At 76.8% G+C, this 25,532-nt stretch carries 17 protein-coding genes and 1 pseudogene; 12 read left to right on the plus strand and 6 right to left on the minus strand.

Features of this window, described 5'->3' with window-relative positions; all coding sequences use genetic code 11:
* Positions 1 to 11 precede the first annotated feature (11 nt).
* The 4 genes from bioB (at position 12) to AC2TEW_RS18995 (ending at position 4,497) form a co-directional block, all read left to right on the plus strand.
* On the plus strand, positions 12 to 1,241 hold the full coding sequence (bioB, locus tag AC2TEW_RS18980) for a biotin synthase BioB (protein ID WP_484624535.1): 1,230 nt from the start codon (positions 12 to 14) through the stop codon (positions 1,239 to 1,241).
* An 11-nt stretch (positions 1,242 to 1,252) separates the two neighbouring features.
* The gene (locus AC2TEW_RS18985) at positions 1,253 to 2,563 is read left to right on the plus strand and encodes an adenosylmethionine--8-amino-7-oxononanoate transaminase (protein ID WP_484624536.1); all 1,311 of its coding nucleotides are present in this window, start codon (positions 1,253 to 1,255) and stop codon (positions 2,561 to 2,563) included.
* Positions 2,560 to 3,294, plus strand: a complete 735-nt coding sequence (gene bioD / locus AC2TEW_RS18990) for a dethiobiotin synthase (protein ID WP_484624537.1) — start codon at positions 2,560 to 2,562, stop codon at positions 3,292 to 3,294. Before AC2TEW_RS18985 ends, bioD begins: the two co-directional genes overlap by 4 nt.
* A 693-nt stretch (positions 3,295 to 3,987) precedes the next feature.
* Positions 3,988 to 4,497 carry a cupredoxin domain-containing protein gene (locus tag AC2TEW_RS18995; protein WP_484624538.1) on the plus strand — a complete coding sequence of 170 codons (510 nt, stop codon included), beginning with the start codon at positions 3,988 to 3,990 and terminating at the stop codon, positions 4,495 to 4,497.
* A gap of 21 nt (positions 4,498 to 4,518) precedes the next feature.
* Here the strand turns inward: AC2TEW_RS18995 and AC2TEW_RS19000 are convergent, their stop codons facing one another.
* The 3 genes from AC2TEW_RS19000 to AC2TEW_RS19010 form a co-directional block, all read right to left on the minus strand.
* Positions 4,519 to 4,941: a GNAT family N-acetyltransferase gene (locus AC2TEW_RS19000; RefSeq protein ID WP_484624539.1), complete on the minus strand. Its 423-nt coding sequence runs from the start codon at positions 4,939 to 4,941 to the stop codon at positions 4,519 to 4,521.
* Between the two features lie 106 nt (positions 4,942 to 5,047).
* Positions 5,048 to 5,770, minus strand: a complete 723-nt coding sequence (locus AC2TEW_RS19005; RefSeq protein WP_484624540.1) for a class I SAM-dependent methyltransferase — start codon at positions 5,768 to 5,770, stop codon at positions 5,048 to 5,050.
* Positions 5,771 to 5,840: 70 nt separating this feature from the next.
* On the minus strand, positions 5,841 to 9,350 hold the full coding sequence (locus AC2TEW_RS19010; RefSeq protein ID WP_484624541.1) for a hypothetical protein: 3,510 nt from the start codon (positions 9,348 to 9,350) through the stop codon (positions 5,841 to 5,843).
* A gap of 450 nt (positions 9,351 to 9,800) precedes the next feature.
* On the opposite strand from AC2TEW_RS19010, the gene AC2TEW_RS19015 reads away from it, so the two are divergent.
* Positions 9,801 to 10,961: an ROK family protein gene (locus AC2TEW_RS19015; RefSeq protein ID WP_484624542.1), complete on the plus strand. Its 1,161-nt coding sequence runs from the start codon at positions 9,801 to 9,803 to the stop codon at positions 10,959 to 10,961.
* 127 nt (positions 10,962 to 11,088) lie between these two features.
* Here the strand turns inward: AC2TEW_RS19015 and AC2TEW_RS19020 are convergent, their stop codons facing one another.
* A complete protein-coding gene (locus AC2TEW_RS19020) occupies positions 11,089 to 11,877 on the minus strand; it encodes a GntR family transcriptional regulator (protein WP_484624606.1) in 789 nt (262 codons plus the stop codon).
* 233 nt (positions 11,878 to 12,110) lie between these two features.
* Here AC2TEW_RS19020 and AC2TEW_RS19025 point away from each other — a divergent pair, with 233 nt between their 5' ends.
* Positions 12,111 to 12,914 carry an exodeoxyribonuclease III gene (locus tag AC2TEW_RS19025; protein WP_484624543.1) on the plus strand — a complete coding sequence of 268 codons (804 nt, stop codon included), beginning with the start codon at positions 12,111 to 12,113 and terminating at the stop codon, positions 12,912 to 12,914.
* A gap of 83 nt (positions 12,915 to 12,997) precedes the next feature.
* Here the strand turns inward: AC2TEW_RS19025 and AC2TEW_RS19030 are convergent, their stop codons facing one another.
* Both AC2TEW_RS19030 and AC2TEW_RS19035 read right to left on the minus strand, forming a co-directional pair.
* Positions 12,998 to 13,585, minus strand: coding sequence for a hypothetical protein (locus AC2TEW_RS19030; RefSeq protein WP_484624610.1), 588 nt, complete (start codon positions 13,583 to 13,585; stop codon positions 12,998 to 13,000).
* A gap of 593 nt (positions 13,586 to 14,178) precedes the next feature.
* A pseudogene (locus AC2TEW_RS19035) lies at positions 14,179 to 14,469 on the minus strand (helix-turn-helix domain-containing protein); the annotation flags it as partial.
* Positions 14,470 to 14,708: 239 nt separating this feature from the next.
* Here AC2TEW_RS19035 and AC2TEW_RS19040 point away from each other — a divergent pair.
* From AC2TEW_RS19040 to AC2TEW_RS19065, 6 genes are all read left to right on the plus strand, one after another.
* Positions 14,709 to 14,924: a hypothetical protein gene (locus tag AC2TEW_RS19040; protein ID WP_484624544.1), complete on the plus strand. Its 216-nt coding sequence runs from the start codon at positions 14,709 to 14,711 to the stop codon at positions 14,922 to 14,924.
* A gap of 289 nt (positions 14,925 to 15,213) precedes the next feature.
* Positions 15,214 to 18,852, plus strand: coding sequence for a DUF4132 domain-containing protein (locus AC2TEW_RS19045; protein ID WP_484624545.1), 3,639 nt, complete (start codon positions 15,214 to 15,216; stop codon positions 18,850 to 18,852).
* A gap of 122 nt (positions 18,853 to 18,974) precedes the next feature.
* A complete protein-coding gene (locus AC2TEW_RS19050; protein ID WP_484624546.1) occupies positions 18,975 to 20,057 on the plus strand; it encodes an ATP-binding protein in 1,083 nt (360 codons plus the stop codon).
* Positions 20,057 to 22,339, plus strand: coding sequence for a DUF5682 family protein (locus AC2TEW_RS19055; protein ID WP_484624547.1), 2,283 nt, complete (start codon positions 20,057 to 20,059; stop codon positions 22,337 to 22,339). The genes AC2TEW_RS19050 and AC2TEW_RS19055 overlap by 1 nt, the downstream gene beginning before the upstream one ends.
* The gene (locus AC2TEW_RS19060; RefSeq protein ID WP_484624548.1) at positions 22,336 to 23,511 is read left to right on the plus strand and encodes a VWA domain-containing protein; all 1,176 of its coding nucleotides are present in this window, start codon (positions 22,336 to 22,338) and stop codon (positions 23,509 to 23,511) included. The genes AC2TEW_RS19055 and AC2TEW_RS19060 overlap by 4 nt, the downstream gene beginning before the upstream one ends.
* Positions 23,508 to 25,511 carry a YehQ family protein gene (locus AC2TEW_RS19065; protein WP_484624549.1) on the plus strand — a complete coding sequence of 668 codons (2,004 nt, stop codon included), beginning with the start codon at positions 23,508 to 23,510 and terminating at the stop codon, positions 25,509 to 25,511. Before AC2TEW_RS19060 ends, AC2TEW_RS19065 begins: the two co-directional genes overlap by 4 nt.
* Positions 25,512 to 25,532 lie beyond the last annotated feature (21 nt).

Consider the following 25,532-nt stretch of genomic DNA (forward strand, 5'->3'; position numbering starts at 1 on the left):
GGATCAGGCCCATGGATCTGCTCGACACCCTCACCGCCAAGGGCCTGCGCCGGGAACTCCCCACCCGCGAGGAAGCCCTGGCCGTCCTCGCCACCACCGACGACGAGCTGCTGGACGTGGTCGCAGCCGCCGGGCGGGTCCGCCGGCAGTGGTTCGGCCGCCGGGTCAAGCTCAACTACCTGGTGAACCTCAAGAGCGGCCTGTGCCCCGAGGACTGCTCCTACTGTTCGCAGCGGCTCGGCTCGAAGGCGGAGATCCTCAAGTACACCTGGCTCAAGCCCGATCAGGCCGCCGAGGCGGCCGCCGCGGGCCTGGCCGGCGGCGCCAAGCGGGTCTGCCTGGTGGCCAGCGGCCGCGGCCCGACGGACCGGGACATCGACCGGGTCGCCGACACCATCTCGGCCATCAAGGGCGCCAACGAGAACGTCGAGATCTGCGCCTGCCTCGGCCTGCTCTCCGACAACCAGGCCGAGCGGCTGCGCGCGGCCGGCGCCGACGCGTACAACCACAACCTCAACACCTCCGAGGGCACGTACGGCGAGATCACCACCACCCACACCTACGCGGACCGGGTGGACACCGTGAACAAGGCGCACGGCGCGGGCCTTTCGGCCTGCTCCGGCCTGATCGCGGGCATGGGCGAGAGCGACGAGGACCTGGTCGACGTGGTGTACGCGCTGCGCGAGCTGGACCCGGACTCGGTGCCGGTCAACTTCCTGATCCCGTTCGAGGGCACCCCGCTGGCGGAGGAGTGGAACCTCACCCCGCAGCGCTGCCTGCGGATCCTGGCGATGGTCCGGTTCGTCTGCCCCGACATCGAGGTGCGGATCGCCGGCGGCCGCGAGGTCCACCTGCGCTCGATGCAGCCGCTCGGCCTGCACATCGCCAACTCCATCTTCCTCGGCGACTACCTGACCAGCGAGGGCCAGGCCGGCCAGGCCGACCTCGACATGATCAAGGACGCCGGCTTCACCGTCGAGGGCGCCGGCGAGGTGACCCTGCCGCAGCACCGCTCGCAGGTCACCGGCGGCTGCGGTTCGGCCGCCACCGCCGACCCGGCGGCCGGCTCCTGCGGCACCGGCGGCGGCTGCGGCCCCTGCGGCGGCCACGCCCACGACGCGCCCGCCGAGGCCGCCGAGCCCGTCGCCGCCACCGAGACCGACGGCAACGGCGAGCTGCGCAGCGACCTGGTGAAGGTCCGCCGCCGCGGCGCCGGCACCGAGCTGGCCCCGAACGCCTGAGGCCCGGACCGGTGACACACGCACCCGCGACCCACGCACAGCAGCTCCTCGGCCTCGACCGGGCGCACGTCTGGCACCCGTACGGTCCGATGCCGGGCACCAGCACCCCGTACCTGGTGGAGTCCGCGTCGGGCGTCCGGCTGCGGCTGGCCGAGGAGGCCGGCGGGCAGCGGGAGCTGATCGACGGGATGTCGTCCTGGTGGGCGGCGATCCACGGCTACCGGCACCCGGTGCTGGACGAGGCGGTGCGTGACCAGCTCGGCCGGATGAGCCACGTGATGTTCGGCGGGCTCACCCACGAGCCCGCCGTACGGCTGGCCGAGCGGCTGGTGGAGATCACCCCCGAGCCGCTGCAGCACGTCTTCCTGGCCGACTCCGGGTCGGTGGCGGTCGAGGTCGCCATGAAGATGTGCCTGCAGTACTGGAAGTCGCTCGGCCGACCGGCCAAGCGCCGCCTGCTGACCTGGCGCGGCGGCTACCACGGCGACACCTTCCACCCGATGTCGGTGTGCGACCCCGAGGGCGGGATGCACCACCTGTGGGGCGGGGTGCTGCCCGACCAGGTGTTCGCGGCGGAGCCGCCGGCCGGCTTCGACGCCCCGCTCGACGAGGCGTACGCGGCCGACCTGGCCGGCCTGATCGAGCGTCACGCCGGTGAACTGGCCGCCGTGATCGTCGAGCCGGTGGTGCAGGGCGCGGGCGGGATGCGCTTCCACTCCCCCGCGTACCTGCGGCTGCTGCGCGACCTGTGCGACCGCCACGACGTGCTGCTGATCCTCGACGAGATCGCCACCGGCTTCGGCCGCACCGGCGAGCTGTTCGCCGCGGACCACGCGCAGATCGCGCCGGACGTGCTGTGCCTGGGCAAGGCGCTCACCGGCGGCTACCTGACGATGGCCGCCACCCTGTGCACGGGCAGGGTCGCCGACGGCATCAGCCGCGGCGAGGTGCCGGTGCTGGCCCACGGCCCGACGTTCATGGGCAACCCGCTGGCCGCCGCGGTCGCCGGCGCCTCCATCGACCTGCTGCTCGGCCAGGACTGGCGGGTGGAGGTCAAGCGGATCGAGACCGGGCTGCGCGACGGCCTGGCCGGGGCGTCCGGAGCCCCCGGGGTCCGGGACGTCCGGGTGCTCGGGGCGATCGGGGTCGTCCAGCTCGACCACCCGGTCGACATGCGGGCCGCGACCGAGGCCGCGGCCCGCGAGGGCGTCTGGCTGCGGCCGTTCCGCGACCTCGTCTACACCATGCCGCCGTACGTCACCGACGACGCGGACCTGGCCCGGATCACGGCCGCCGTGACCGCTGCGGCGGTGGCCGGATGAGCGTCCTGTTCATCACCGGCACCGGTACCGAGGTCGGCAAGACCGTGGTCACCGCGGCCGTCGCCGCCCTGGCCGGGCCCCGGGTCGCCGTCCTGAAGCCCGGGCAGACCGGCGTCGCACCCGGCGAGCCCGGCGACGCGGCCGAGGTGCAGCGGCTGGCCGGACCGCAGGTCACCGTCCGCGAACTGGCCCGCTACCCGGAACCGCTCGCCCCCGACACCGCCGCCCGCCGGGCCGGCCTCGGCACGCTGGCCCCGCGCGAGGTCGCCGACGCCGTGGCCGGTCTCGCCGACGGCCACGGCACGGTGCTGGTCGAGGGCGCCGGCGGGCTGCTGGTCCGCTACGACGAGGCCGGGCACACGCTGGCGGACATGGCCCTCGCCACCCGGGCGCTCGGCCTGGACGTCGAGGTGCTGGTGGTCGCCGCGGCGGGTCTCGGCACCCTCAACACCACGGCGCTCACCGCGGAGGCACTGTCCGCCCGGGGGCTCGCCGTCCGCGGTGTGGTGGTCGGCTCCTGGCCCACCGACCCCGACCTCGCCGCCCGTTGCAACCTCGCCGACCTGCCCGCCGTCGCCGGGGCGCCCCTGCTCGGCGCCGTCCCCCAGGGCGCGGCGGCCGAGGGCGGCGCCCCGTTCCGCACCCTGGCCCACGCCGCCCTCGCGCCTGAACTCGGCGGCGCCTGGGACGTCCTGTCCTTCACCGCCCGGTTCGTCCCGCCGCTGCCGTAGCCACGGCCGGCGGGAGGCCGGCGGCACGGCGCCGGTGCCGCCGCCTGCGGCGGGCATCCGGCGCGGCTACGGCCATGCCGTGCCGTGCCCGGTGGCGGCCGAGCCGGGGGGGTGACCGCGCCGATTGCGGAGCCCGTTCCGCGCGGCGGCAGCGGCGACCTCGCGGGCGTCACCGCGCCGGGCCCGAACGTGCCGCGCACATCCGGGCGGGCCCGCGGCGTGCCGTCACCACCCGACCCGGCCCCGCTCCCGTCGCCGCACCGAACCGCTCCGCAGCCTGCCCGCCCTCGCCGGTCGCCGCCTTCTCCCGCCCCCCATGGCCGGCTCCCGCCCGGTCTCCGCGATGCTCGAAAAAATCTTTCGCCAGGGTGTGACACTGCCGTGCGGCGCGGCGCTGAAGGAGGTGAGACGCAGGCACCGGCGGTGGCCGGGTGGCCCGTCTCGTGCCGCGCGGCCGGTGGGGTCCCCCTGTCCCCGCCGTCCGTGCGGCGCCGCGATCCCCGGTGGGGCGGCCGGTCTCCCCGGCCCGGCCGTCCCCCGGTCCGGCGCCCGTGGGTGCGGCCGGTCGGCTCGGCCGTCCCGGTGACCGGTGCGGCCCGGCCGGGTGTGTACGCGTGGCCGACGGGCCGTTCTGGCGGACGCTGGCCGTCCACCACCCGTTCCGGTCGGGTGGACGTGACGAAGCGAGGTCCGATGATCGGGGATGCCATCCGCTCCCGGCGGCAGCTGTTGCTGGGCTTCGGCGGCGGGGCGGCGGCGCTGCTGCTGGCCGCCTGTTCCAGCAGCAAGAGTTCGACCACCACGTCCGGTTCCGCCAGCGCTCCGGCGAGTTCCACGGGCTCGTCCGGACCGAGTTCCTCGGCGTCCGGGTCCGGCTCGGCGTCCGCCTCGGCCTCGGGTTCCGCCTCGGGCTCCGCGTCGGCTTCCGCGTCGTCCTCGGGGCCGGTCGGGTCGGCGTCCATCACCATCAAGGACTTCGCGTTCAGCCCGACGCCGCTCACCGTCGGGCCCGGCGCCCGGATCACGGTGACCAACCAGGACTCCACCTCGCACACGCTGAGCGCCAGCGCGGGCGGCGGCTTCGACACCGGCGTTCTGAGCCCCGGCGACTCCGCCACCATCACCGCGCCGTCCCAGCCCGGCAGTTACGCCTACATCTGCACCATCCACCCGAACATGCACGGCACCCTGGTCGTCCAGTGACGGCCCGTTCGGCGGCAGCTCTCAGCCGAGGGGCTTGACCCAGCGGCTCCACTGCTCCTCGGGGTGGTACCCGGCGGCCCGCCAGGCGGTGCGGCCGAGTTCGTTGTGGTCGAGGACCATCGCGTCGGCGCGCCGCCCGCCGAGCGCCTCGAACCGGGTCTCGGCGGCGGCGAGCAGCGCCGCGCCGATGCCCCGGCGGCGCCGGTCCGGGTCGACGGCGAGGCGGTAGAGGTGGCAGCGCCACCCGTCGAACCCGGCGATGACCGTGCCGGCCAGGGCGCCGTCGTGTTCGGCGACCAGCAGCGCCTGCGGGTCGCGGGTGATGAGAGCGGCCACCCCGGCCGGGTCGTCGCTGATGCTGGTGCCCTCGGCGGCCCGGGCCCAGAACGCCAGCAGCGCGGGGACGTCGTCGGGGACGGCGGTACGGATCACGGTGTCGGCCATGCCGCACTGTCTACCGGCCCGGACCCCCGCCGCCCGGGGAATTCCACCATCCGGACGGCGCGGGCGACGGGTGGCGGCGGAGGGTGTCAGCGGGCGGCGGAAGGTGTCAGCGGGCGGCGGCGAGCTGCCAGACGGTGGTGGCCTTGAGGGCGGTGTCCTCCAGGTCGGCCACCACCGGGACCTGGTAGGCGGCCAGTGCGGTGAAGCGTTCCCGGGGCAGGTAGGCGCGGCCCGGGTCGCCGACGATCACGACGGCCCCCCTGGCCCGGGCGCGTTCCAGGAAGGGCAGGAACCGGGCGGCCATCGCCCGCTCGTAGAAGACGTCCCCCGCGAGCACCACCTCGGCCGGGCCGCCGTCGCCGTCGAGCAGGTCCTCGACGGCCGCGTCGACCGTGACCCCGTTGGCCTCGGCGTTGATGCCGATCGCGGCGACGGCGTAGGCGTCGATCTCGGCGGCGCGGACCGACCGCGCGCCGCGCAGTGCGGCGGCGATGCCGATCAGCCCCGACCCGGCGGCCAGGTCGATCACGGTGCGCCCGGCCACCAGCTCGGGGTGGTCGAGCACGTACCGGGCGACCGCGACGCCGCCCGCCCAGGCGAAGGCCCAGAACGGTGGCGGCAGACCGATCTCGCCGCGTGCCGACTCGGTGGTCTCCCACAGCGCGATGGCGTCGTCGGCCATGTGCAGGCCGACCTCGGGGACGAACGGGACGGGGGTCGGGCGGGTGTGCGCCCGGACGAAGGCCGCGTCGGACTGCGCCGCGTCGGACACCGCCGCTTCGGACATCGCTGCGTCGATCCGGGGGGAGGTGCGAAGCTCGTTCGGCATCTCCGCAGCATACGGCCCGGCCGTGGGCCGTTCGCGCGGTTGCGGGCGGCCGACGGGCGGGCCGGGCGGGTCAGTCGGCGGCGGCGTACACCTTCCTGGCCGCGAAGCGGACGTCGGGGACGGGGTGGCGGCGCAGCGCGTCCAGGGCGGCACGCCAGCGCGGCGACGGGCCGCAGGCGGTCGCGCAGGCCTCGATCAGGGCGGTCGCCAGCAGGCCCGCGGCGAGTCCGCCGTCGGCGGTGAGCTGCTCGGCCGCGGCGAGCACGGTGTCCGGATCGGGCCAGGGGGTGTGGTGGCCCAGGTGGGCGGCGAGTTGACGGGCGCTCTCGGCGGCCAGCGCCGGACGGTCGTCGTGGGCGGCGGCCAGCGCGGCCAGGGCGCGGGTCAGGTCGGGGAGCGGCGCGTGCGGGTCGACGGCCCGGCGGAGCAAGGTGACGCGTGCGGGCAGGAGTTCGGGGTCGTGCGCGAGGTGGTCGGCGGCGGCGGTGAGGATCTCGGGACGGTGGATCCCCTGCTCGACCAGGTGGTCGAGGCGGCGCAGGGCGGGCAGGTCGCGGCCGGTGTCCTCCGGGCGGCCCGTGGCCAGGGCGGCGGCGGCCAGCTCGGCAAGGGTGCGCTGCAGGAGGCTGCCGAGGGCGGCGCCACCGAGCGGATGCGGCTGTCCGGAGTCGGCGAGGCCGCCGAGGACGAGCGCGGCGGACTGCCAACCCGACCTACGGGACAGGTCGGTGACCGTCTGTCGGACGACGTCGGCGGTCTCCGGCGCGTAGCCGGCCCAGTGCCGCATGGCCCGGACCGCGGCGCGGCGGACGCCGTCGCCCTCCTCGTCGGGTCGCCCGCCGGCCAGCCCGGCCACCAGCCGGGCGTAGGACGGCCGGTGGGTCTCGGGCAGGCCGAGCGGGTCGTCGGTGGCCAGCGCCAGCCGGACCCGGGGGGTCCCGGTGGTGGCGGCCTCCGCGAGCAGGTCCCGGACCGGCGCGCTGCCGAGCAGTCCGACGGCCCGGCGCACGATCAGGCTCCGGACGTCCGGGTGCTGGCCGGGTACGCGGTAGGCGGCGGCCAGCGCGGCGGCCGCGCGGTCCGGCGGCAGGTAGCGGGCCTGCAGCCGGACCGCGTGCGTGCGGGCGGCGATCTCGTCCTGGCCGATCGCTGCTGTCAACTCGGCCAGCGTGTCGTTGAGTTGGCCCGCCGGTGTGCGGGCGGCGATCCGGTCGGCCGCGTGCCCGGCGGTCCGGGCCCGCGCCCGGTCGTCGGTGTGGGCGGCCAGCGCGGCGAGGGCGGCGGTCGGGTCGGCGGCCGCGGCGAGCTCGGCCAGGGCGATCCCCGCGAGCGCGGTCCCGGGCCGCATCAGGTCCGAGGATCCGGCGAACTCCAGCAGGAGGGCGCGGCCGTGGTCGGGGCAGGCCGCGGCGGTGCGCAGGGCGTCGGCCCGTTCGGCCGGCGGCCGGGAGACGTCCTCGGCGACGGTCCGGGCGAGGCGGACGGCGGCCCGCTGCTGGCGGGGCGACAGGCGGTCGGCGTGGCGGGGGCCGGGGAGCGGCCTGCGGGCGGGGTCCGGGAGGAACCGTCCGACGGGCGGGGTGTCGCCGAGCAGCGGGTCCAGCAGGTCGGTGCGGCGGGCGGTGACCTCCACCAGGACCCCGGGCAGCACGAGCGCGGACGGCTCCCGGGCGAGCAGCTCGGCGACGCGCCCGGACCGGGTGGCCGGGGCCGCCAGCCACCGCGGCGCGGCGGCCCGGAACGTCGCGTCGTCGCCGTCGCGCAGCGCCGCCGCCAGCAGCTCCTGGAGTTCGGGCAGCCGGTGGGCGCGGCGGCCGAGGGCCTCGGTGAGCGCGAACAGCAGCCGTTGCCCGGGGGCGGTCTCCGGCCGGGGCCGCAGGGCCGTGAGGAGCAGCTGTTCCTGGCCGCGGCGCAGGGCGCGGTCGAGGCGTCCGAGGCCGTCCGGGCCGGGGCGCCCGGCGAGCTCGGTGAGCGTACGGACGGCCCAGCCGGGCGGCTCCCCGCCCGGCGCGGCCCGCCCGCCCGCCGGGGTGCCGGCCGCGGTCACCGGCCTGGCGGCGACCACCGTGCCGGCCGCGATCACCGTGACGGCGAGGTCCCGCAGCGCGGTACGGCAGGCGTCGGAGCTGTCCGGGGCCGCCAGGGCGTCCCGGGTGATGCGGTCGAGCGGGCCGGTGTCCGCGGCGGTGAACGGCGCCGCGCCGCGGGCGAGGCGTACCAGCGCCTCCAGGGCCGCCGTCCGGGGCCGGTCGCGCTCGTCGGGCAGCCGGGCGGCCAGGTCCGCGAGGAGCGTTCGGCGGGCGTCGTCGTCACGCGCGTACCCGGCGTTGGCGGCCAGGCCGCGCCAGGCCGCCGCACGGGTCGCCGGCTCGGGTGCCCGCGAGGCGGCCAGCAGTTCGGGCCCGGCCTCGCCGGCCGGGAGCAGGGCCAGCGTCGCCAGCCGCTCGGCCGCCGACCAGGACCCGGCGCCGGCCCGGGCCAGCTGGCGGCGGGCCTCGGCGTGGCGGCGCTCGGACGGCAGGGTGGCCAGGACCTGCGCGGTGCGGTGCGGACCGTCGGGTCCGGCGTCCGCGGTCACGGCGTCGTAGCAGGCGGCCCGCCGGTGCGGGGGCAGCGCGCTGAGCAGCGCGGCCAGCCGGGCGGGGTGGTCCAGCCACCGGCGGCCGAGGGCGGGCAGGGACGGCGGGTCGGCCGCGGCCAGCCTGCGCAGCGCCGCGGGCTCCAGGTGCAGCGGGAGCAGGCCGGCGGCGGGGTGAAGGCCGGTCAGGAGGCGGACGGTGCGTTCGGCGTCGGCCGCGGCGAGGGTGGCGAGCTGCCGCCGGAACGGTCCGGCGAGCGGGCCGGGGCCGTACCGTTCGAGCAGGGTGAGCACCCGGTGGGGGTCGGCGGCGCAGGCGGCGGCGACGCCGTGGACGCGCTGCTCCCACCACCTGGACCTCAGGGTGGCGGGCAGGTCGGCGAGTTCGCGTTCGGCGAGGGCGAGGACGGCCTGCGGCTGGTAGCGGCCCAGCCGGCCCCAGTGGTGGACGGCGTGGGCCAGCCCGGGCAGCAGCCGGGCGGCGGCCTCCGGCGAGCAGGCGGGCAGCAGCCGGGCCGCGTCGCGCTCTCCCCACCACTCGCGCACCTGCTGCACCAGCCGGTCGGCCGTGGCGGGCCGGCCGGCGGCGAGCAGGGCGCCGGCCAGTTCGGTGCGGACCAGCGCCGGGGCGTCCCGGAACGCGGCCTCGATCGCGGCCGGCGGGAACTCCGGCCGCCGCAGGGCCCGGCGGGCGTAGCGGCGCACCACGTCGTCGGGGTCGGCCAGCCGCCCGGCCAGGTACGGGGTGCAGCGGCCGTCGGCGGCGGCCAGTGCGGCGAGCCGTCGCCCGTACCGGCCCCGGCGGCCGAGTTCGGCCAGCGCGGCGGGCAGGCCGCCGTCGGTGGCGAGGGCGTGGGCCGCGCGGGCCAGGTGACGCAGGCGCAGCGGGTGCGGGAGCGGGTCGAGTTCGGCGAGCAGCCGGTCGACGGCGACGGCGGCGGCTGCGGCGGTGCCGGGCGCGACGGGTTCCGCGCCCGGGTGGTCGTCGGAGGTTCGGGGCATGGTCGCGATTGTGGTTTCGGGGCCGGGAGGGTGGCAACGCGGTTTCCGCCGCGCTCCCCGGTGCCGCCGCCGCCCGGTCCCGTACGGTCCCGTCCGTCCCACGGATCGGTCCCGTACGTCCCGCCGGTCGTCAGCCGCCCCGCGCGGGCCGGGAGCGGCGGGCGCGGAGCCCGCCCGGGGGGTCACCCTGAGCGTCCCCGACCTCACAGAGCGATCACGGGATACCTACCGGTTCGATACCGAAGCCGTTATGAGCTGCGGAAACGCTCGCGGGCCGGAGGGCCGCCGAGTAGGCTCCCGGCTGTGCCTCCGGGCGTGCCGTGCCGCCGTGCCGTGCATGCCGGGGGCGGACTCCCGCGGCATCCCCGGCAGCGACACCACCGCACCGGGGCGGACCGCGCACTCGGCACCGCGCGCCAAGGCTGTCGCGCGAAGCGGAAGGGCAGCGACTTGGCGGATCGGCTCACCGGAGGGGACTCCTCGCTGCTGCGTCGGATCAACGCGGCGGTCACCCTGCGCGCGCTGCGGGACGGGCAGTCGGTGACGCTCACCCAGCTGGTCGGCGACACGGGCCTGTCCCGGCCGACGGTGGAGGGTGTGATCGAGGGGCTGCTCGAGGCCGGGCTGGTCGCCGAGGTCGAGCACAGCCAGGAGAGCGGCCGTCAGCGGGGCCGCCCGGCGCGCTGGTTCCGGTTCCGGGCCGAGGCCGGGCACGTGCTGGGCGTGGAGATCGGGGTCCACGACGTCCGGATCGTGCTGGCCGACCTGGCGGGCGAGGTGCAGGGGACGCACGCCCGGCCGGTGGACGAGACGCTGGAGGCGGAGGAACGCCTCGGGCTGGTCCGCACGATGGTCGCCGAGGTGCTGCGCAAGGCGGGGATCTCCCGGGACAGCCTGTGGGCGGTGGCCGTCGGCACCCCCGGCATCGTCGACCGCGAGGGCACCGTGCAGCTCGGCACCGCGATGCCCGGCTGGACGGGGCTGGACATCGGGGCGCGGCTGCGCCGCTCGTTCCGCTGCCCGGTGGTGATCGAGAACGACGCCAACCTGGCCGCCATCGCGGAGCACTGGAAGGGCGCGGCGGTCGGCAAGGGCGATGTGGTGTTCGTGATGGCGGGGCTCAGCCCCGGCGCCGGGTCGCTGATCAACGGCCGGCTGCACCGCGGGTACGGCGGCGCGGCCGGCGAGATCGGCGCGCTGCACCTGCTCGGGCAGGAGGCCACCCCGGAGCGGCTGCTGTCCACCACCGGCAAGCCGCTGGATCCGCTGGACGAGGCCGCGGTGGCCCGGGTGCTGCGCCTCGCGCGCGAGGGTGACGAGGTGGCGCAGGTGGCCACCGACCGGTTCCTGCGGCGGCTGGTGCACGACGTGGCGGCGCTGGTGCTGGCGCTGGACCCACAGCTGGTGGTGGTCGGCGGGTGGGCGGCCGGGCTGGACGGGGTGCTGGAGCCGCTGCGCGAGCAGCTGGCGCTGTTCACCCTGCGGGCGCCCGAGGTGGCGCCGGCCGCGCTGGGCACGGAGGTGGTGGCGATGGGGGCGCTGCGGGTGGCGCTGGACCACGTCGAGGAGCAGCTGTTCGCGGTCGACCCGCCGGCCGGTCCGGGGCGCTGAACCGGCTGCCGCCGCGGGCGGGCCCGGGTACGGCGGCGCCCCGTCCCGGATCGGTCCGGAACGGGGCGGTGTGCCTGGGTCGGGTCGCTGCGGGTGGCCCCGGGCGGCCGCGGGTGGCTTCGGGCGGTCAGGAGGCGGAGCGGACCGGGGTCTCCGACTGGACCGGGGTGACCTCGACCAGGCCGGTCTCGCCGAAGGTGAGCTTGCAGGTGTCGGCGCGGTAGGTGGAGACGGCCAGCGCGACCAGCCGGCCGCCGGCCGCGTACTGGGTGGTGACCACCAGCACCGGGGTGCCCGGCGGGCGCTCCAGCAGTGCGGCCTGCTCGGCCTCGGCCACGCCCAGCTCGACCGAGCGGGACTCGCCGTCGACCCCGAGCCGTTCCAGCTGGCGCAGCACCGAACGGGCCCGGTCGGCCTCGCCGGTGGCGCCGACCAGGTGCGGCAGCGCGGGCAGGCGCGGCACCGCGGAGTCCGGCACGTGCAGGGATTCGGTGGCCACGGCGATGCCCTGGAGCATCCGCACCCGGCGCACGGTGTGCACGAGCGCGCCCTCGGCGACGCCGAGCGCCGCGGCCAGCTGGGTGGGCGCGGGGGCGCTCGCGCAGTCGATGACGCGCCAGGACTGGGTGCGGGCGGTGCCGGGCCAGCCCTCCTCGCTGCTGTTGACCGGGACGGCGGCGCGCGGGGCGGCGATCAGGGTGCCGATGCCGCGGCGGCGGACCAGCCGGCCCTCCAGCTCCAGCTGGTCGAGGGCCTGGCGCAGGGTGGCCCGGGCCACGCCGAAGCGGGCCGCGAGCTCGCGCTCGTTGGGCAGGATCTGGCCGGTGGAGAACTCGGCGTCGATGGTGCGGACCAGCACCGTGCGAAGGTGCCAGTACTTCGGCTCCGGCACCGCCGCGAGCTGTCCTTGAGCCACCGCTTGAGCCACCGTGTCCTCCACCCTGAAGGAGTGCCGCCCTGGCCTCCCCGGTGTTTCGGCAGGTGGGGAGGGCGGGCTTTATCCGTCCTTCTTTATTAAAGGTCTTTGCAGTAAGTGACCCTAGGGCTTGCCGCGCGAGATGGTCAAGACCAATGACGGGGCCCGGCGGGGGGCCGTCCGCCCCCCGGAAGGGGCCCGGGTCGTTCGCGTCGGTCCGGTACCCTCGCGGGGTGATCGTGGTATCGACAGTGAACGTGAACGGGATCCGGGCCGCCGCCAAGAAGGGCCTGGTCGAGTGGCTGGCCGCCACCAAGGCCGAGGTGGTGTGCCTCCAGGAGGTCCGGGCCGAGCCCGGGCAGATCCCCGCCGAGGTGCTGGAGCTCGAGGGCTGGCACGCGGTGTGGGCGCCGGCCGCCGCCAAGGGCCGGGCGGGCGTCGCCGTGCTCTCGCGGCGGGTCCCGGACCGGACCGTGATCGGATTCGGCTCCGAGGAGTTCGACGGTTCGGGCAGGTACGCACAGATCGACCTGCCGGGGCTGACCGTCGCCAGCCTCTACCTCCCGTCCGGCGAGGTCGGCACCGACCGCCAGGACGAGAAGGAACGCTTCATGGCGGAGTTCATCGTCCACCTCGCCCGGCTGCGGGCCGACGCCGCCGCCGAGGGGCGCGAGGTGCTGGTCTGCGGCGACTGGAACATCGCCCACCGCGAGGACGACCTCAAGAACTGGAAGACCAACCAGAAGAACGCCGGCTTCCTCCCCGAGGAACGCGCCTGGCTGACCCGGGTCCTCGACGAGACCGGCTACGTCGACGTGGTCCGCGCCCTCCACCCCGACCAGCCCGGCCCGTACTCCTGGTGGTCCTACCGCGGCCGCGCCTTCGACAACGACGCCGGCTGGCGCATCGACTACCAGATGGCCACCCCGGGCCTGGCCGCCATGGCCGCCGAGGCCCGCGTCGAACGCGCCGCCACCCACCCCGAACGCTGGTCCGACCACGCACCGGTCACCGTGGCCTACGACCGCAAGGTCTGACCCGGAGCGGCCCGGCCCGGTCGGCGCGGCGGGCAGCACCCTGCGGCGGCTCCTCCCGGAATCAATCCTCCGGGCCCGGGCGGTCAGGCTCCGGCCGGTGCCCCACTGCGGCGCGCGAAGTCCCGCACCCCGGGCAACGGGGCCGAGCTGTAGAGCAGGTCGGCGGTCATCGCCCGGAGCGCCGGTCGGCGGACCTCCTCGGGCGCGGCCTGCTCGACGGCGCGCAGCGCGGCGAAGGTCCGCTGCGGGTCGCCGAGCCGGTGCCACATCCGCGCGGTGTCGGTGGCGAGGCGGGCGCGCCGTTCCGCGGTGGGCAGGGACCGGGGGTCGATGCGCGCCGCGTACCGTACGCCTTCGTCGGGGGTGCCGAGGACTGTGTGCACCCCGATCCAGTACAGGTCGACCTGCGCGGTGGTGGCGTCGACGGTGAACAACTGCGTCCCCGGCTCGGCAGCCGGGAGGCCGTGGACGGCTTCCTCGGCGCCGGCCATCAGGTCCAGGGCGTCCGAGCGTTGCCCGCTGCACGCGGCGGTGTATGCCGCGGTCAGCAGGAGTGTCGCGGCGACACTGCGAGCCGCGGGACCGACGTCGGCCTCCGCCTCGGCGGTGAGGCTGGTGGCGGTACGGCGCAGGAGGTCGGCGGCGGCGCCGGGGCGGCCGGCCCGGCGCATGGCGATCGCGAGGACGCGGGCGGCTTCACCGATGACGGCGGCCCGGCCGCTGGCGCGTGCGGAGATGAGGGCCCGGTCGGCGGTGGCCCAGGCGATGTCCGCGTGCTGCTTGACGGCGAGTTCGGTGGCCAGGACATAGACGCGAGCAGTGGCGGCGTGCGCATCCTCGCCGGCCTGGCCGGTGCTGGTGTCGCGGGTGGCCTCGGCGGTGGCGACGAGGCGGGGAGGATCTGCCCGAGGCGGGTGTAGCGGGCGGCGGTGAAGTCCCGGCGGGCCGCGGTGAGGAGCTGGGTGAGGTGCTGCCTGGTGGCGGGCCCGGTCGGCGCGGGGGTGTAGAGGGCGTGTTCGAGCGCAGCGGCCGGGTCCGGGCCCGCGGCCGAGGCCGTGGCACCGGTGAACATCGCTGCGCCCAGGCCGGCCATGCCGGTGAGGAGTTCCCTGCGTAGCACGTCGTCCTCCTGAGCAGGTGTCACATCCCGTGCCAGCGTATCGGCTGGGTGTCGCCGGTGGTCGGAAGCGGCGAGCGTGACGCCCAGTTGTGCGGGATCCAGGCGCAGCGCGGCGGCGATCTGGAGCAGGACGTCGCGGCCCGGCCGAAGGGTACCGGCTTCGAGCCGGCTGACGGCGGACGACGAGTAGCCGCACAGAGCGCCGAGTTGGGCTTGGGTCATGCGTTCGGCTGCTCGGGCACCGCGGATGACCGCTCCGAGTCGCCGGGCCTGGAAGGTGGGCGCCGCCATGCGTCCCACGCTACCGAGAGTGGCCGGTTCGTGGCAGGGAGCGCACGGCGTGTGCGAGGCGCGCACACGGTGTGCGAGGTGAGCCGGAGACAGTTCCACGGCCGGGGCCGAGGCAGTTGTGTGGGTGGTGCCCGGCCGGCGCATCTCAGCCCGTCTCTCGGAGGAGAACCGCTATGAGCGCGAGCCTGCTCGAAGGTCCTGCTGCTGTGTCGAACCAGTCCCACGGCCCGGTCGCCCCGGGTAATCTGCCGGTGAAGAAGGACGAATCGGCGGCACGGTCATGCCCGATGTGCGGGTCCGGTGCCACCTACCAGACTCAGGACGGCCGGTGGGGCTGCACGCAGTGCGGGTCCACCTGGGCCTAGGTGGACGTGGAGGTCAGGATGGCCGATCGGCGAATGTGCGGCCAGTGCCGCCGAGCAGACGCGGTGATCGAGGACCTGGATGCACAGCCCCCGACCCCGTGGTGCCTGGACTGCGCACTGGTCCTGATGAAGGTCGGCGATCCGGTGGTCCACTACGTGGAGTTGCAGGGCGGGGCGCTGTACACGCTGGCGCTGGAGCAGCGCGGCACCACGGAGACCCTTCGGTTTCGCTGACGCCGGCGGGTCCCGGCGCCGGCCGTCGGGGAGGATCACGACGGCCTGACCGGAATGTGCGCCGGACGATCACTGCCGCATGCCGCTGTGCCCCGCCGTGCTCGGCGGGGCACAGTCGTGTCCGGCGGCAGCGCCCGGTGCGCAGAGTCACCGGTTGGCGCCGCGCGCAGGAGTTCCCGGGTGGCACCGATCGCACCGGCCGCGCCGGGTGTGGCCTGGCGGGCGGGCTGTCGGTGGGCCTCGCTACTGTTCCTCACCTGATCACCTGTGCGAGGAGAGGGGCGGGGCTGTGCGGCGCTGGGAGTTCGTCGAGGGCGGCTCGGACAAGTTCTGGGAGGCCGCGGTCGACGGTGCCGTGGTGACCGTGCGCTACGGCCGGTGCGGCACCGACGGTCGGGAGCAGGGCAAGGAGTTCCCGACCGCGGAGGCGGCGCAGGCGCACTTCGCCAGGACGGTCGCCGAGAAGGAGCGCAAGGGCTACCGCGAGATCGGTGCGGGGGCGGGTACGGAGCCCGATGCGGCCGCGGTTCCGGTGCCCGTGGCGCAGCCCGGCGTGTCCGCGCCCACGGCCGGGGCCGCCGGTCCCGAGGACGAGGACGTCTTCGTCATGCCGGACGCCTGGCGTCGGGTCCTGATCCCGCGCCGGGGCGGCATTCCCCGCAAGCCGTCCGCGCCGGGGAAGGAGCCGGTGGCCTCGTACCGCGACGGGCTGCGGCAGACGGGGGACTGGCTGGAGCAGACGCTCACCTCGGAGCGCAGTGACCCGGGGCTGGTCACGGCCGCCCGCGCCCATCAGTCCGGCAGCCGGGACCCGCTCGGTGCGGCGGTGCTCGCCTCCGTGTTCTCGAACCGCAGCAACAACGGGCCCCGCGTGGCCGTGGACGCCTGGGTGGCGGAGTTCGGCCTGCCGTTCGCGGCCAGGGCCACCGTCGAGCTGTTCACGACGGCTGTCGAGACCGACTGGATCCACCAGAGGTCCGTCCACCCCCGCGTCGTGCGCGGGGCCGACCGCAGGCACGGCGGGTACCGTCCCGCCGCGGACCGGGTCCGGTCGCTGCTGGCGGACTGCGACGAGGAGACCCACCGCGCGGCGGTCGAGGCCCTGGCGGGCTGCCGGAACAGCCTGACCCGCCTGGTGGTGGCGGCGTACCTGGTGCCGTCCGAGACCGCCTGGGTCGAGGAGTGCGTCGCGTCGGGCTCCCGTCTGACCGCCGCCGAGTGGTCGATGGTGCTGTGCTCGCTCTCCGCGGCGGAACCGCTGGAGAAGCTCCCCCCGCTGCCGAGCCTGGGCTATGACGGTTGGTCCACCGAGATCATCGCGACCGTGGCGGAGGGCCTCGGCGGCGACGCAGCACCGGTGATGCTGCACGACCTGACCACCAGATACCACAACAAGGACGGCCGGAAGCGGATCCTGGACGCGCTCGCCGAGCTCCCCTCCGACGCGGGCTTCCGCGGGCTACTGGCCCAGCAGGACGGCATCAAGTCCACCCGCGCCGCCCTCGTGGCCGGTCTCCGCCGCTTCCCCCGGCGTGCCGTGCGCCTGCTCGCCGAGGCCGCGGTGGCCGCCACCGACCCGGCCGCGCGGCAGCTCGCCCGGCAGCTCCTCACCGGCCACGTCGCCGTCCACCGCGCGACCGCGCTCGAACTGCTGCCGGAGCTGACGCCGGAGCAGGCGGCCGTGGTGGAGCCGCTCACCGAGGTCGGCGACCGGGTGGCGGAGGTCGCCCCCGACTCGCTGCCCGAGCTGTTCACCAGTCCGCCGTGGACCCGGCCGCGGTCCAGCGCCAAGCCCCGTGTGCTGACCGGCCTCACCGTCCCGGACGGGCCGCGGCTGAACTGGCTGCCGGGCGAGCGGGAGGCGTGGGCGGTCTCCGAGTCCTGGTACGCGCGTTGGTCGGACGGCGACTGGCCGCGGATCGCCGACGCCGTCCGGGCGGCCGACGGCCGGTCCGGGGCGGGGCGTGGCTCCAACCGGCACGAGGAGGTGGCGCTGTTCGCGTACGGCGACCAGGAGTTGGGCCGGCCGCTGATCGCGCGGTGGCGCGGCGGTGAGAACATCTGGGAGGCCACCGGCGCGCTGCGCCGGGTCGCCGCCCGCTTCGAGGCGGACGCGTTGGAGCCGATGCTGGCCTCCGCGCTGCACAACCCGGCCGCGCACGCGTCCCTGCTGCTGCCGTACCTGGACGTCCGGGTGGCCGGGACGATGGCGGACTGGCTGGTGCGGCTCAAGTCGGCCGGGGACACCGCCCGTTCCTGGTTCACCCGGCACGGGCTGGACGCGGCCCGGCTGCTGGTGCCCGCCGCGGTCGGCACGGCCGGCCCGGCCCGGCGCAACGCCGAGCAGGCCCTGCGCGTGATCGGTGCGGCGCACGGCGCACCGGCGGTGTGCACGGTGGCCGGGGAGTTCGGCCCGCAGGCGGCGGAGGTGGTGGGCGCGCTGCTGTCCGCCGATCCGTTGGTGAACGTGCTTCCGGCGAAGCTGCCCCGGCCCGGCGACTGGGCGGAGCCGGTGATGCTGCCGCAGCTGCTGGTACGCGGTGGCGGGGGCGCCCTGCCCGCCGAGGCGGTGCGGCACGTGCTCACCATGCTCGCGCTGTCCAAGCCCGGCGCGTTCTACCCGGGTCTCGACCAGGTGGCGCAGGTGTGCGAGCCCCGGTCGTCGGCGGAGTTCTGCTGGGCGGTGTTCGAGCAGTGGCGGCTGGCCGGCATGCCCGCCCAGGACGGCTGGGCGCTGCACGTGCTCGGCCGGTTCGGTGACGACGACACGGTCCGCCGGCTGACGCCGGTGCTCCACGCCTGGCCGGGCGAGGGCGCGCACCACCGTGCGGTGGACGGCCTGGAGGTGCTGGCCGCCATCGGCAGTGACGTGGCCCTGCTGCACCTGCACGGCATCGCGCAGCGGGTGAAGTTCAAGGCGCTCAAGGCGCGGGCGCAGGAGAAGATCGCCGAGGTGGCGGCCGGTCTCGGCCTGTCCGGCGAGCAGTTGTCCGACCGCCTGGTGCCGGACTTCGGGCTGGACGCCGACGGGACCACCGTCGTCGACTACGGCACCCGGACGTTCACGGTCGGCTTCGACGAGCAACTCAAGCCGTTCGTGCTGGACGCGGCCGGCGTGCGCCGCAAGGACCTGCCGGCCCCGGGGGCGCGGGACGACGCCGAGCTGGCACCGGCCGGGCGCAAGCGCTTCGCAGCTCTGAAGAAGGACGTCCGCATGGTGGCCGGGGACCAGATCCGCCGCCTGGAGGACGCGATGGTCACCCAACGCTCGTGGACGGCGGAGGAGTTCGGGCAGCTGTTCGTCGGGCATCCGCTGCTGTGGCACCTGGTGCGCCGGCTGGTGTGGCTGGCCGAGGCGGACGGCACGTCGACGGCGTTCCGGGTCGCCGAGGACCGCACCCTGGCGGACGCCGAGGACGGGCTGTTCGTGCTGCCCGCCTCGGCGACCGTCCGGCTGGCCCATCCGCTGCTGCTCGGCGACGACCTGGCCGCCTGGTCGGAGCTGTTCGCCGACTACGAGATCCTGCAGCCGTTCCGTCAGCTGGGCCGCCCGGTGTACGCGCTGAGCGAGGCGGAGCGGGCGGGCCACCGGCTGACCCGCTTCGAGAACGGCCCCGCGCTGCCGACCGCCCGGCTGGTGGGCATGGAGCGGCGCGGCTGGCGCCGCGGCGAGCCGCAGGACGCGGGCGTGGAGCGCTGGCTGTCCCGCCGGGTGGGCCCCGACCGGTACGTGGTGCTCGCCCCGGAGCACGGCATCGCGGTCGGTATGCACGACGTGTATCCCGAGCAGCGGGTGGAGACGGTCTGGCTCGACGTCCGCCCGGGCGACTACCGGACCCACGACCGGACCTTCCCGACCCTCGCCGAACTCGACCCGGTGACCGCCTCCGAGGTGATCGCCGACCTCACCGAGCTGACCGCCCCGTGACGGCGCACCGTCCCGCCGACCCCCACGCCGTCCACCCCGTCGGCGGCGACGCGTCACGCCCCGCCGGCGGCGACGCGCACCACCCCGCCGACAGCCGCGCGAACCACCCCGGGAGGGCCGCCGTGACCACCACCGCCGAGGAGCAGCTCCAGCGGCCGCCCGCCGAGGTCCGGTACGCCGAGGAGCTGGCCGCGCTGCGCGCCGGGGACCGCGACCACCGGCCGCCGGGCTGGGAGTTGAGCCTGCGCGCGGCCCGCCGGTTCATCGTCGGCGACGAGGCGGCCGGCATCGCCCGCAAGTTCGTCGGCGATCCGGCGCTGGTCGAACGCGCCCTGGTCACCCTGGCGACCAACCGCGGCCTGCTGCTGGTCGGTGAGCCGGGCACCGCCAAGTCGCTGCTGTCGGAGCTGATCGCGGCGGCGGTCAGCGGCACCTCCCGGCTGACCGTGCAGGGCGGCGCGGCGACCACCGAGGACCAGATCAAGTACTCCTGGAACTACGCCCTGCTGGTCTCCGAGGGACCGTCCACCCGTTCGCTGGTGCCGGCGCCGATGCTGAGGGGGATGGCCGAGGGCCGGGTGGTCCGGTTCGAGGAGATCACCCGGTGCCCGCTGGAGGTGCAGGACTCGCTGCTGTCCCTGCTCTCCGAGCGGGTGGTGGCCGTTCCCGAGCTGGACGGGCCGGACGGCATGGTCTTCGCCAAGCAGGGCTTCAACGTGATCGCCACCGCCAACACCCGTGACCGGGGGGTGAACGAGATGAGCTCCGCGCTCAAGCGCCGGTTCAACTTCGAGACGGTCTTCCCGATCTCCGACCTGGACACCGAACTCGCCCTGGTCGAGGCCGAGTCCGGGCATCTGCTGCGCCGTTCGGGGGTGGCCGCGGCCCCGGACCGGGACCTGTTGGAGGTACTGGTCACGACCTTCCGCGAGCTGCGGGCCGGCGAGGGCGGCGACCGGCTGTCGGCGGTGCTGAGCACCGCCGAGGCGGTCTCGGTCGCGCACGCCGTCGGGCTGCGCGGCTGGTACCTGCGCGGTGAGCCCGGCGACGCGGCCGACCTGGTCGCCAGCCTGGCCGGGACCGCCGCCAAGGACAGCCCGGAGGACCTGGCCCGGCTGCGCCGCTACCTGGAGCAGCGGGTCCCGCGGCGGCGCGGCCCGCACTGGCAGGCCGTGCACGACGCCCGCCATCTGCTGGCCGGCTGATGCCCGCGGTCTTCCTCGGGGTCCGTCACCACTCGCCCGCCTGCGCCCGGCTGGTGGCGGACACCGTCCGGCGGCTGCGGCCCGGGTACGTCCTGGTCGAGGGCCCGGCCGACCTCAACGGCCGGCTGGACGAGCTGGCGCTCGGCCACGACCTGCCGATCGCCGTGTTCGGCCACTACCGCGACGCCGAACGCACCGCCACCACCTGGGCGCCGCTGTGCGACTACTCGCCGGAGTGGGTGGCGCTGCGGGAGGGGCGGGCGGCCGGCGCGGAGGTGCTCTTCGTCGACCTGCCGTCCTGGCACCCGGCGTTCGCGCTGCGCGCCAACCGGTACGCCGACGCGGAGGCCCGGTACGCGGAGGCGACCGCCCGGCTGTGCGAGCGCTTCGGCACCGGGTCGGTGGACGCCCTGTGGGACGGCCTGTTCGAGGTGGCCCCGGCGGACGGGCTCGCCGAGCGGCTGGACGCCTACTTCGACCTGGTCCGCGGCGACGCCGAGGCGGACGAGGGCGACCGGGCCCGGGAGGCGTACATGGCCGACTGGGTACGCGCCGTCCTCGCCGAGGCGGGGAGCGCGACCGTGCTGGTGGTCACCGGCGGATTCCACACGCCCGCCCTGCGTGCCCTCGCCGCGCGGCCCGCGGAGTCGCCCGGCCGGCCCGCGCTGCCCGAGCCGCCGCCCGGCTCCGTCCACGGCAGTTACCTGGTGCCGTACTCGTTCCGGCAGCTCGACGCCTTCGCCGGGTACCAGTCCGGCATGCCGTCACCCGCCTACTACCAACGGCTCTGGGAGGACGGGCCCGAGGCCGCCGCCGACCACCTGCGGCGGTCCGTGGTCGCCCGGCTGCGCGGGCGCCGCCACCCGGTGTCGACGGCCGACCTGGTCGCCGCCGCCGCGCTCACCGGCGGCCTCGCCGCCTTGCGCGGCCACCCGGTGCCGGCCCGTACCGATGTGCTCGACGGCCTGGCCGGTGCGCTGGTCAAGGACGATCTGACCCAGCCGCTGCCCTGGTCCGAGCGGGCCCCGCTGGCGCCCGGCAGCCACCCGGTGGTGGTCGAGATGGTCGCCGCGTGCAGCGGCACCCGTACCGGGCGGCTGCACCCCGACACTCCCGCCCCGCCGCTGGTCCATGACACCGCGGCCCGGCTCGCCGCCATCGGCGCCACCGGCAGCCGCCCGCTGACCTGCGACCTGACCACCGGGGAGGGACTGACGGCGAGCCGGACCCTGCACCGGCTGCGCGTGCTCGGCGTACCCGGCCGCCACCGGACCGCCGGTCCCGCCCACGGCGCCGACCCGGTCACCGCCGAACGCTGGGAGGCCGTCCCGGAGACCGGTCGCGACGCCGCGCTGATCGAGGCCGGCGCGTACGGCGCCACCCTCGACGAGGCGGCCGCCGCCGTGCTCGCCGAACGCGCCCGCACCACCGGGCCGGCGGACAGCGGGCTCGCCGCCCTGCTCTTCGACACCGTCCTGTGCGGCGCCACCGATCTCACCGACCGTCTGCTGACCACGCTCGCCGGCAGCGTCGCCCGCCACCCCGACCCGGGCGCGCTCGGCGCCGTCCTGGCCACCGCGCTCGGCCTCTGGCGCCACGACCGCGTGTACGGCGCTGCCCGCAGCCCGCTGCTCGCGGCGGTCCTGGACGGCGCCGTCGGCCGCGTCCTGTGGCTGGTCGAGGGGGCCCACGGCCGGTCGGGCACCGACCCGGGCCGGCTGGCGGCCGTCGCCGCCGTCCGCGACACCCTGCGCCACGCCCCCACCGTGCTCACCGTCACCGGCGAGGACGCCGCCGCCCTCGCGCTGCGGATCGCCCGCGACCCGCACGCCCCCGCCGACCTCCGCGGCGCCGCGCACGGCCTCCACCTCGCCCTGGCCCCCGCCGCCGCGCCCGACCTGGCCCGGGCCGTCCTGGCCGCGGCGGGCGACCGCGGCACGCTCGGCGACTGGCTGGGCGGGCTGTTCGCCCTCGCCCGCGAGGAGGTCACCGCCGACGCCGGCGACGCCTCCCTGCTGGCCGCCGTGGACTCCGTCCTCGCCGGGCTCACCGACGCCGAGTTCCTGATCGCCCTTCCGGCGCTGCGCCAGGCGTTCGCCTGGTTCCCGCCGCGCGAGCGCGAGCGGATCGCGCGGCGCCTGATCGAGCGCCGCGGTCTGCGCGGCTCGGCCCGCGGCCTGCTCCGCACCACCGCCGATCCCGTGCGGCTGGCCGCCGCCCGCGCCCTGGAGGAGAACGTGACCGCCCTGCTCGACCGCCACGGCCTGCGGGACGCCCGATGACCCCGCCCGAACCGACCCCCGACCGGACCGCCCGGATCCCCGTTGAGGCCCCCGACCGGGTCCCCGACCCGGCGCTGGAGCGGTGGCGGCTGGTCCTCGGCTCCCCCGCCGAGCCGTGGACCGGCCGCCCCGACGCCGAGGGCGCCGCCCGGGACGCCGCCCTCGAGTGGCTGTACGGCCGCGACGAGGACCTCGACCGGCGGGGGGTCCGCAGCGCCGGGCTCGGCCACTCCCGGATCACCGCGGTCGACTGGCTGGACGACGTCCACCGCCTGTTCCCGCGCGAGACGATCGAGCGGCTGGAGCGCGACGCGGTCGAGCGGTACGGCATCGAGGAGATCGTCACCGACCCGACGGTGCTGGAGCGGGTGGAGCCGAGCGCCGCGCTGCTGCGCGCGGTGCTGCGTACCAAGCACCTGATGAACGAGGACCTGCTCGGCCGGGCGCGCCGGATCGTGGCGGCGGTGGTCCGGCAGCTGACGGAGCGCCTGACGCCGGAGCTGCGCCAGGCGTTCACGGGTGCCAGGTCGGCGCGGGCGAGCCGGCGCCCGCTCGCCCGGGACTTCGACTTCCGCCGGACCGTCCGGGCCAGTCTCGGGCGGTACCGTCCGGCCGAGCGGCGGATCCTGATCGAGCGGCCGCACTTCCACTCCCGTACCCGACGGCACCTGGAGCAGTGGCAGCTGATCCTGCTGGTCGACCAGTCCGGGTCGATGGTGGGTTCGGTGATCCACTCCGCGGTGACCGCGGCCTGCCTGTGGGGCCTGCCGGGCCTGAAGACCCATCTGGTCGCGTTCGACACCCAGGTGGTGGACCTCACCTCCGACGTGACGGACCCGGTGGAGCTGCTGATGCGGGTCCAGCTCGGTGGCGGTACGGACATCGCCCGCGCGGTCGACTACGCGGCCGGCCTGGTGGAGAACCCGCGCCGCACGATCCTCGCGGTGATCAGCGACTTCTACGAGGGCGGCGACCCGTACCGGCTGGTGCGCACGGTCCGCTCGCTGACCGGCCAGGGGGCGACGGTCCTCGGCCTGGCCGCGCTGGACGAGGAGGCGGCCCCGGCCTACGACCGGGAGCTCGCCGGGCGGCTCGCCGACGTCGGCGCGCACGTCGGGGCGATGACCCCGGGGATGCTGGCCGCGTTCGTCGCCGATCGGCTCGGCCGGTGAGCGCCGGGTCCCGCGCCGACCTGCTGGCCCTGGACGAGCAGACCCTGGCCGCGCTGGCCAACCGCGGACTGGTCAAGCGCGCCGCCCGGGAGGTCGCCGCCGGGGACGGGCCGGTGCCCGCCCTCGACCCGGACGGCACGCTCCGCGACACCTGCCCCGACGGCAGCACGGTCGCGCTGCCGCCGGGCACCGGGCTGGACGGCGGCAGCTGCACCTGCGGCGCGCCGGGCGTCTGCCGCCACCGGATCGCCCTGGTCCTCGTCCACCAGCGGGCCGCCGCCGACGCCCCGGCCGCACACGAGCCTCCCGGCCCGCCCGGTTCCGGGCCGGCACCCGACGCGTGCTGGTCCCCCGGGGCGCTGGACGACGCGGCGCTGACCGCCGCCGTCGGAGCCCGCGCCGTGGCCGCCGCCCGCCGGACGCTGGAACGCGGCTACTCCGCCCGGCTGCACCACGCACGCCCGGACGATCCGCAGCCGGCCGCCGAACTCGCCGCCTGCACGGTCCGGTTCCCCGTCCCCGGCGAGCTGGGGTTCGCCGTCACCGACGCCGCCCGGGACCGGCGCGGCGAGATGATCGCCCTCGCGGTCTGGGCCTTCCGGGCCGCCGACGGCCGCCCGACGGTCACCCTCGGCGGCCGTCCCGGGCCCGGTCCGGGCCTCCCCCCGGTGCTGGCCGCCGCCCTCGAACTCGCCGGTGAGCTGCTGCTCGACGGCGTCGTCCACGCCGGGCCGGTGCTCACCGCCGGCCTCCACCGGGTGCGCGCCGAGCTCGCCGGCCACTCCCTGCACTGGCCGGCCGGGCTGGTCGCGGATCTGATCGGCCAGCTCGACGCGTACGCGGCCCGGGCCGCCGACCACCGGCCCGAGGAAGTGGCCCTGCTCCTGGCCGAGTTGGACGCCCGGCAGCGCGCCGCCGACCATCCGGGCGCGTCGTGGCCGGAGGTGCTCGGGGTCCGGGAGGCCGCCGAGACCCCGCTGCGACGGGTCCGCCTCACCGCGCTGGGCTGCCGGGTCCGTGGCACCGCGACGGCCCGCTCCGCCGAGGTCTTCCTGGCCCACCCCGCCGCCGCGACCGTCCTGGTGCTGCGCCGCCGCTGGGACGTCCCCGGCGACGGCCGACCGCCCACCGGCCACGAGCCGGCCGCCCGCCGGATCGCCGGGCACCGCCTCGGCGCCCTCGCCACCGGCAACGTGGTCAGCGAGAGCGCCGTCCGCGGCGCCGACCGCGAACTCGGGCTCGGCCGGGGCCGGATCGCCGCCACCACGGTCACACCGGTCGGCAGTTCCTGGACCGATCTGCCCGCCCCGCTGCTGCTCACCGACCTCGACGCCCACCTGCGTTCCCTGGCGGGCCGCCCGCCGCGGCTGATCCGGCCCCGGATCGCCGCGGAGTCCGTGCACGTGGTGGCGCTGTCCGCGGTCGAGGGGGTCAGGTACGACCCGGCCGGGCAGCGGCTGGAGGCCGCGGTCCGCGACGCCGCCGGCCACCCGGCCACCGTGGCCGCCACCCACGACCCGGCCTGCCCCGGCGCCCTCGACGCGCTCGCCGCGGCCCTCGGGAGCGGCGCCGTCTCCCACGTCAGCGCCACCGTGCTGCGCGCCGCGGGCCGCACCGTCCTGGAGCCGGCCGGGCTCCTGGTGGGCGGCACCGTCGTGGTGCCCGACCTCGCCGCCGGCGCCGGTAGCGCGGCCCTCATCCCCGCCCCGCCGCCGCCGGCCGACCCCGTCGCCGCCGGCCTCGCGGAGGCGCTCGCCGCCCTCGCCGACCTCGCCCACCGGGGCCTGCGCCACCCGGACGGCGGGACCCTCACCCGTCTGGACCGCGCCGCGGCCCGGCTGCACCGGGACGGCCTGGCCGCCACCGCCGGACTCCTGCGCGCGCTCGCCCACGCCGTCCGCGCGGACGACCCGGACGCCGCCGTCCGTACGTGGTCGGACGCGGCCGTCCGGGTCGCCGTCACCATCGAGGCGCACCGGGAGACCGCCGCCCGTCCCTGAGATGCCCGCCCGCCACAACCA

Source organism: Kitasatospora sp. NEAU-CNBT7 (assembly GCF_057220535.1).

Coding starts and splice junctions, on each gene's coding strand:
- bioB (WP_484624535.1), top strand. CDS start 12: ATGGATCTGCTCGACACCCTCACCGCCAAGGGCCTGCGCCGGGAACTC.
- bioD (WP_484624537.1), top strand. CDS start 2,560: ATGAGCGTCCTGTTCATCACCGGCACCGGTACCGAGGTCGGCAAGACC.
- AC2TEW_RS18995 (WP_484624538.1), top strand. CDS start 3,988: ATGATCGGGGATGCCATCCGCTCCCGGCGGCAGCTGTTGCTGGGCTTC.
- AC2TEW_RS19000 (WP_484624539.1), bottom strand. CDS start 4,941: ATGGCCGACACCGTGATCCGTACCGCCGTCCCCGACGACGTCCCCGCG.
- AC2TEW_RS19005 (WP_484624540.1), bottom strand. CDS start 5,770: ATGCCGAACGAGCTTCGCACCTCCCCCCGGATCGACGCAGCGATGTCC.
- AC2TEW_RS19010 (WP_484624541.1), bottom strand. CDS start 9,350: ATGCCCCGAACCTCCGACGACCACCCGGGCGCGGAACCCGTCGCGCCC.
- AC2TEW_RS19030 (WP_484624610.1), bottom strand. CDS start 13,585: ATGCGCCGGGCCGGCCGCCCCGGCGCCGCCGCCGACCTCCTGCGCCGT.
- AC2TEW_RS19040 (WP_484624544.1), top strand. CDS start 14,709: ATGGCCGATCGGCGAATGTGCGGCCAGTGCCGCCGAGCAGACGCGGTG.
- AC2TEW_RS19055 (WP_484624547.1), top strand. CDS start 20,057: ATGCCCGCGGTCTTCCTCGGGGTCCGTCACCACTCGCCCGCCTGCGCC.
- AC2TEW_RS19060 (WP_484624548.1), top strand. CDS start 22,336: ATGACCCCGCCCGAACCGACCCCCGACCGGACCGCCCGGATCCCCGTT.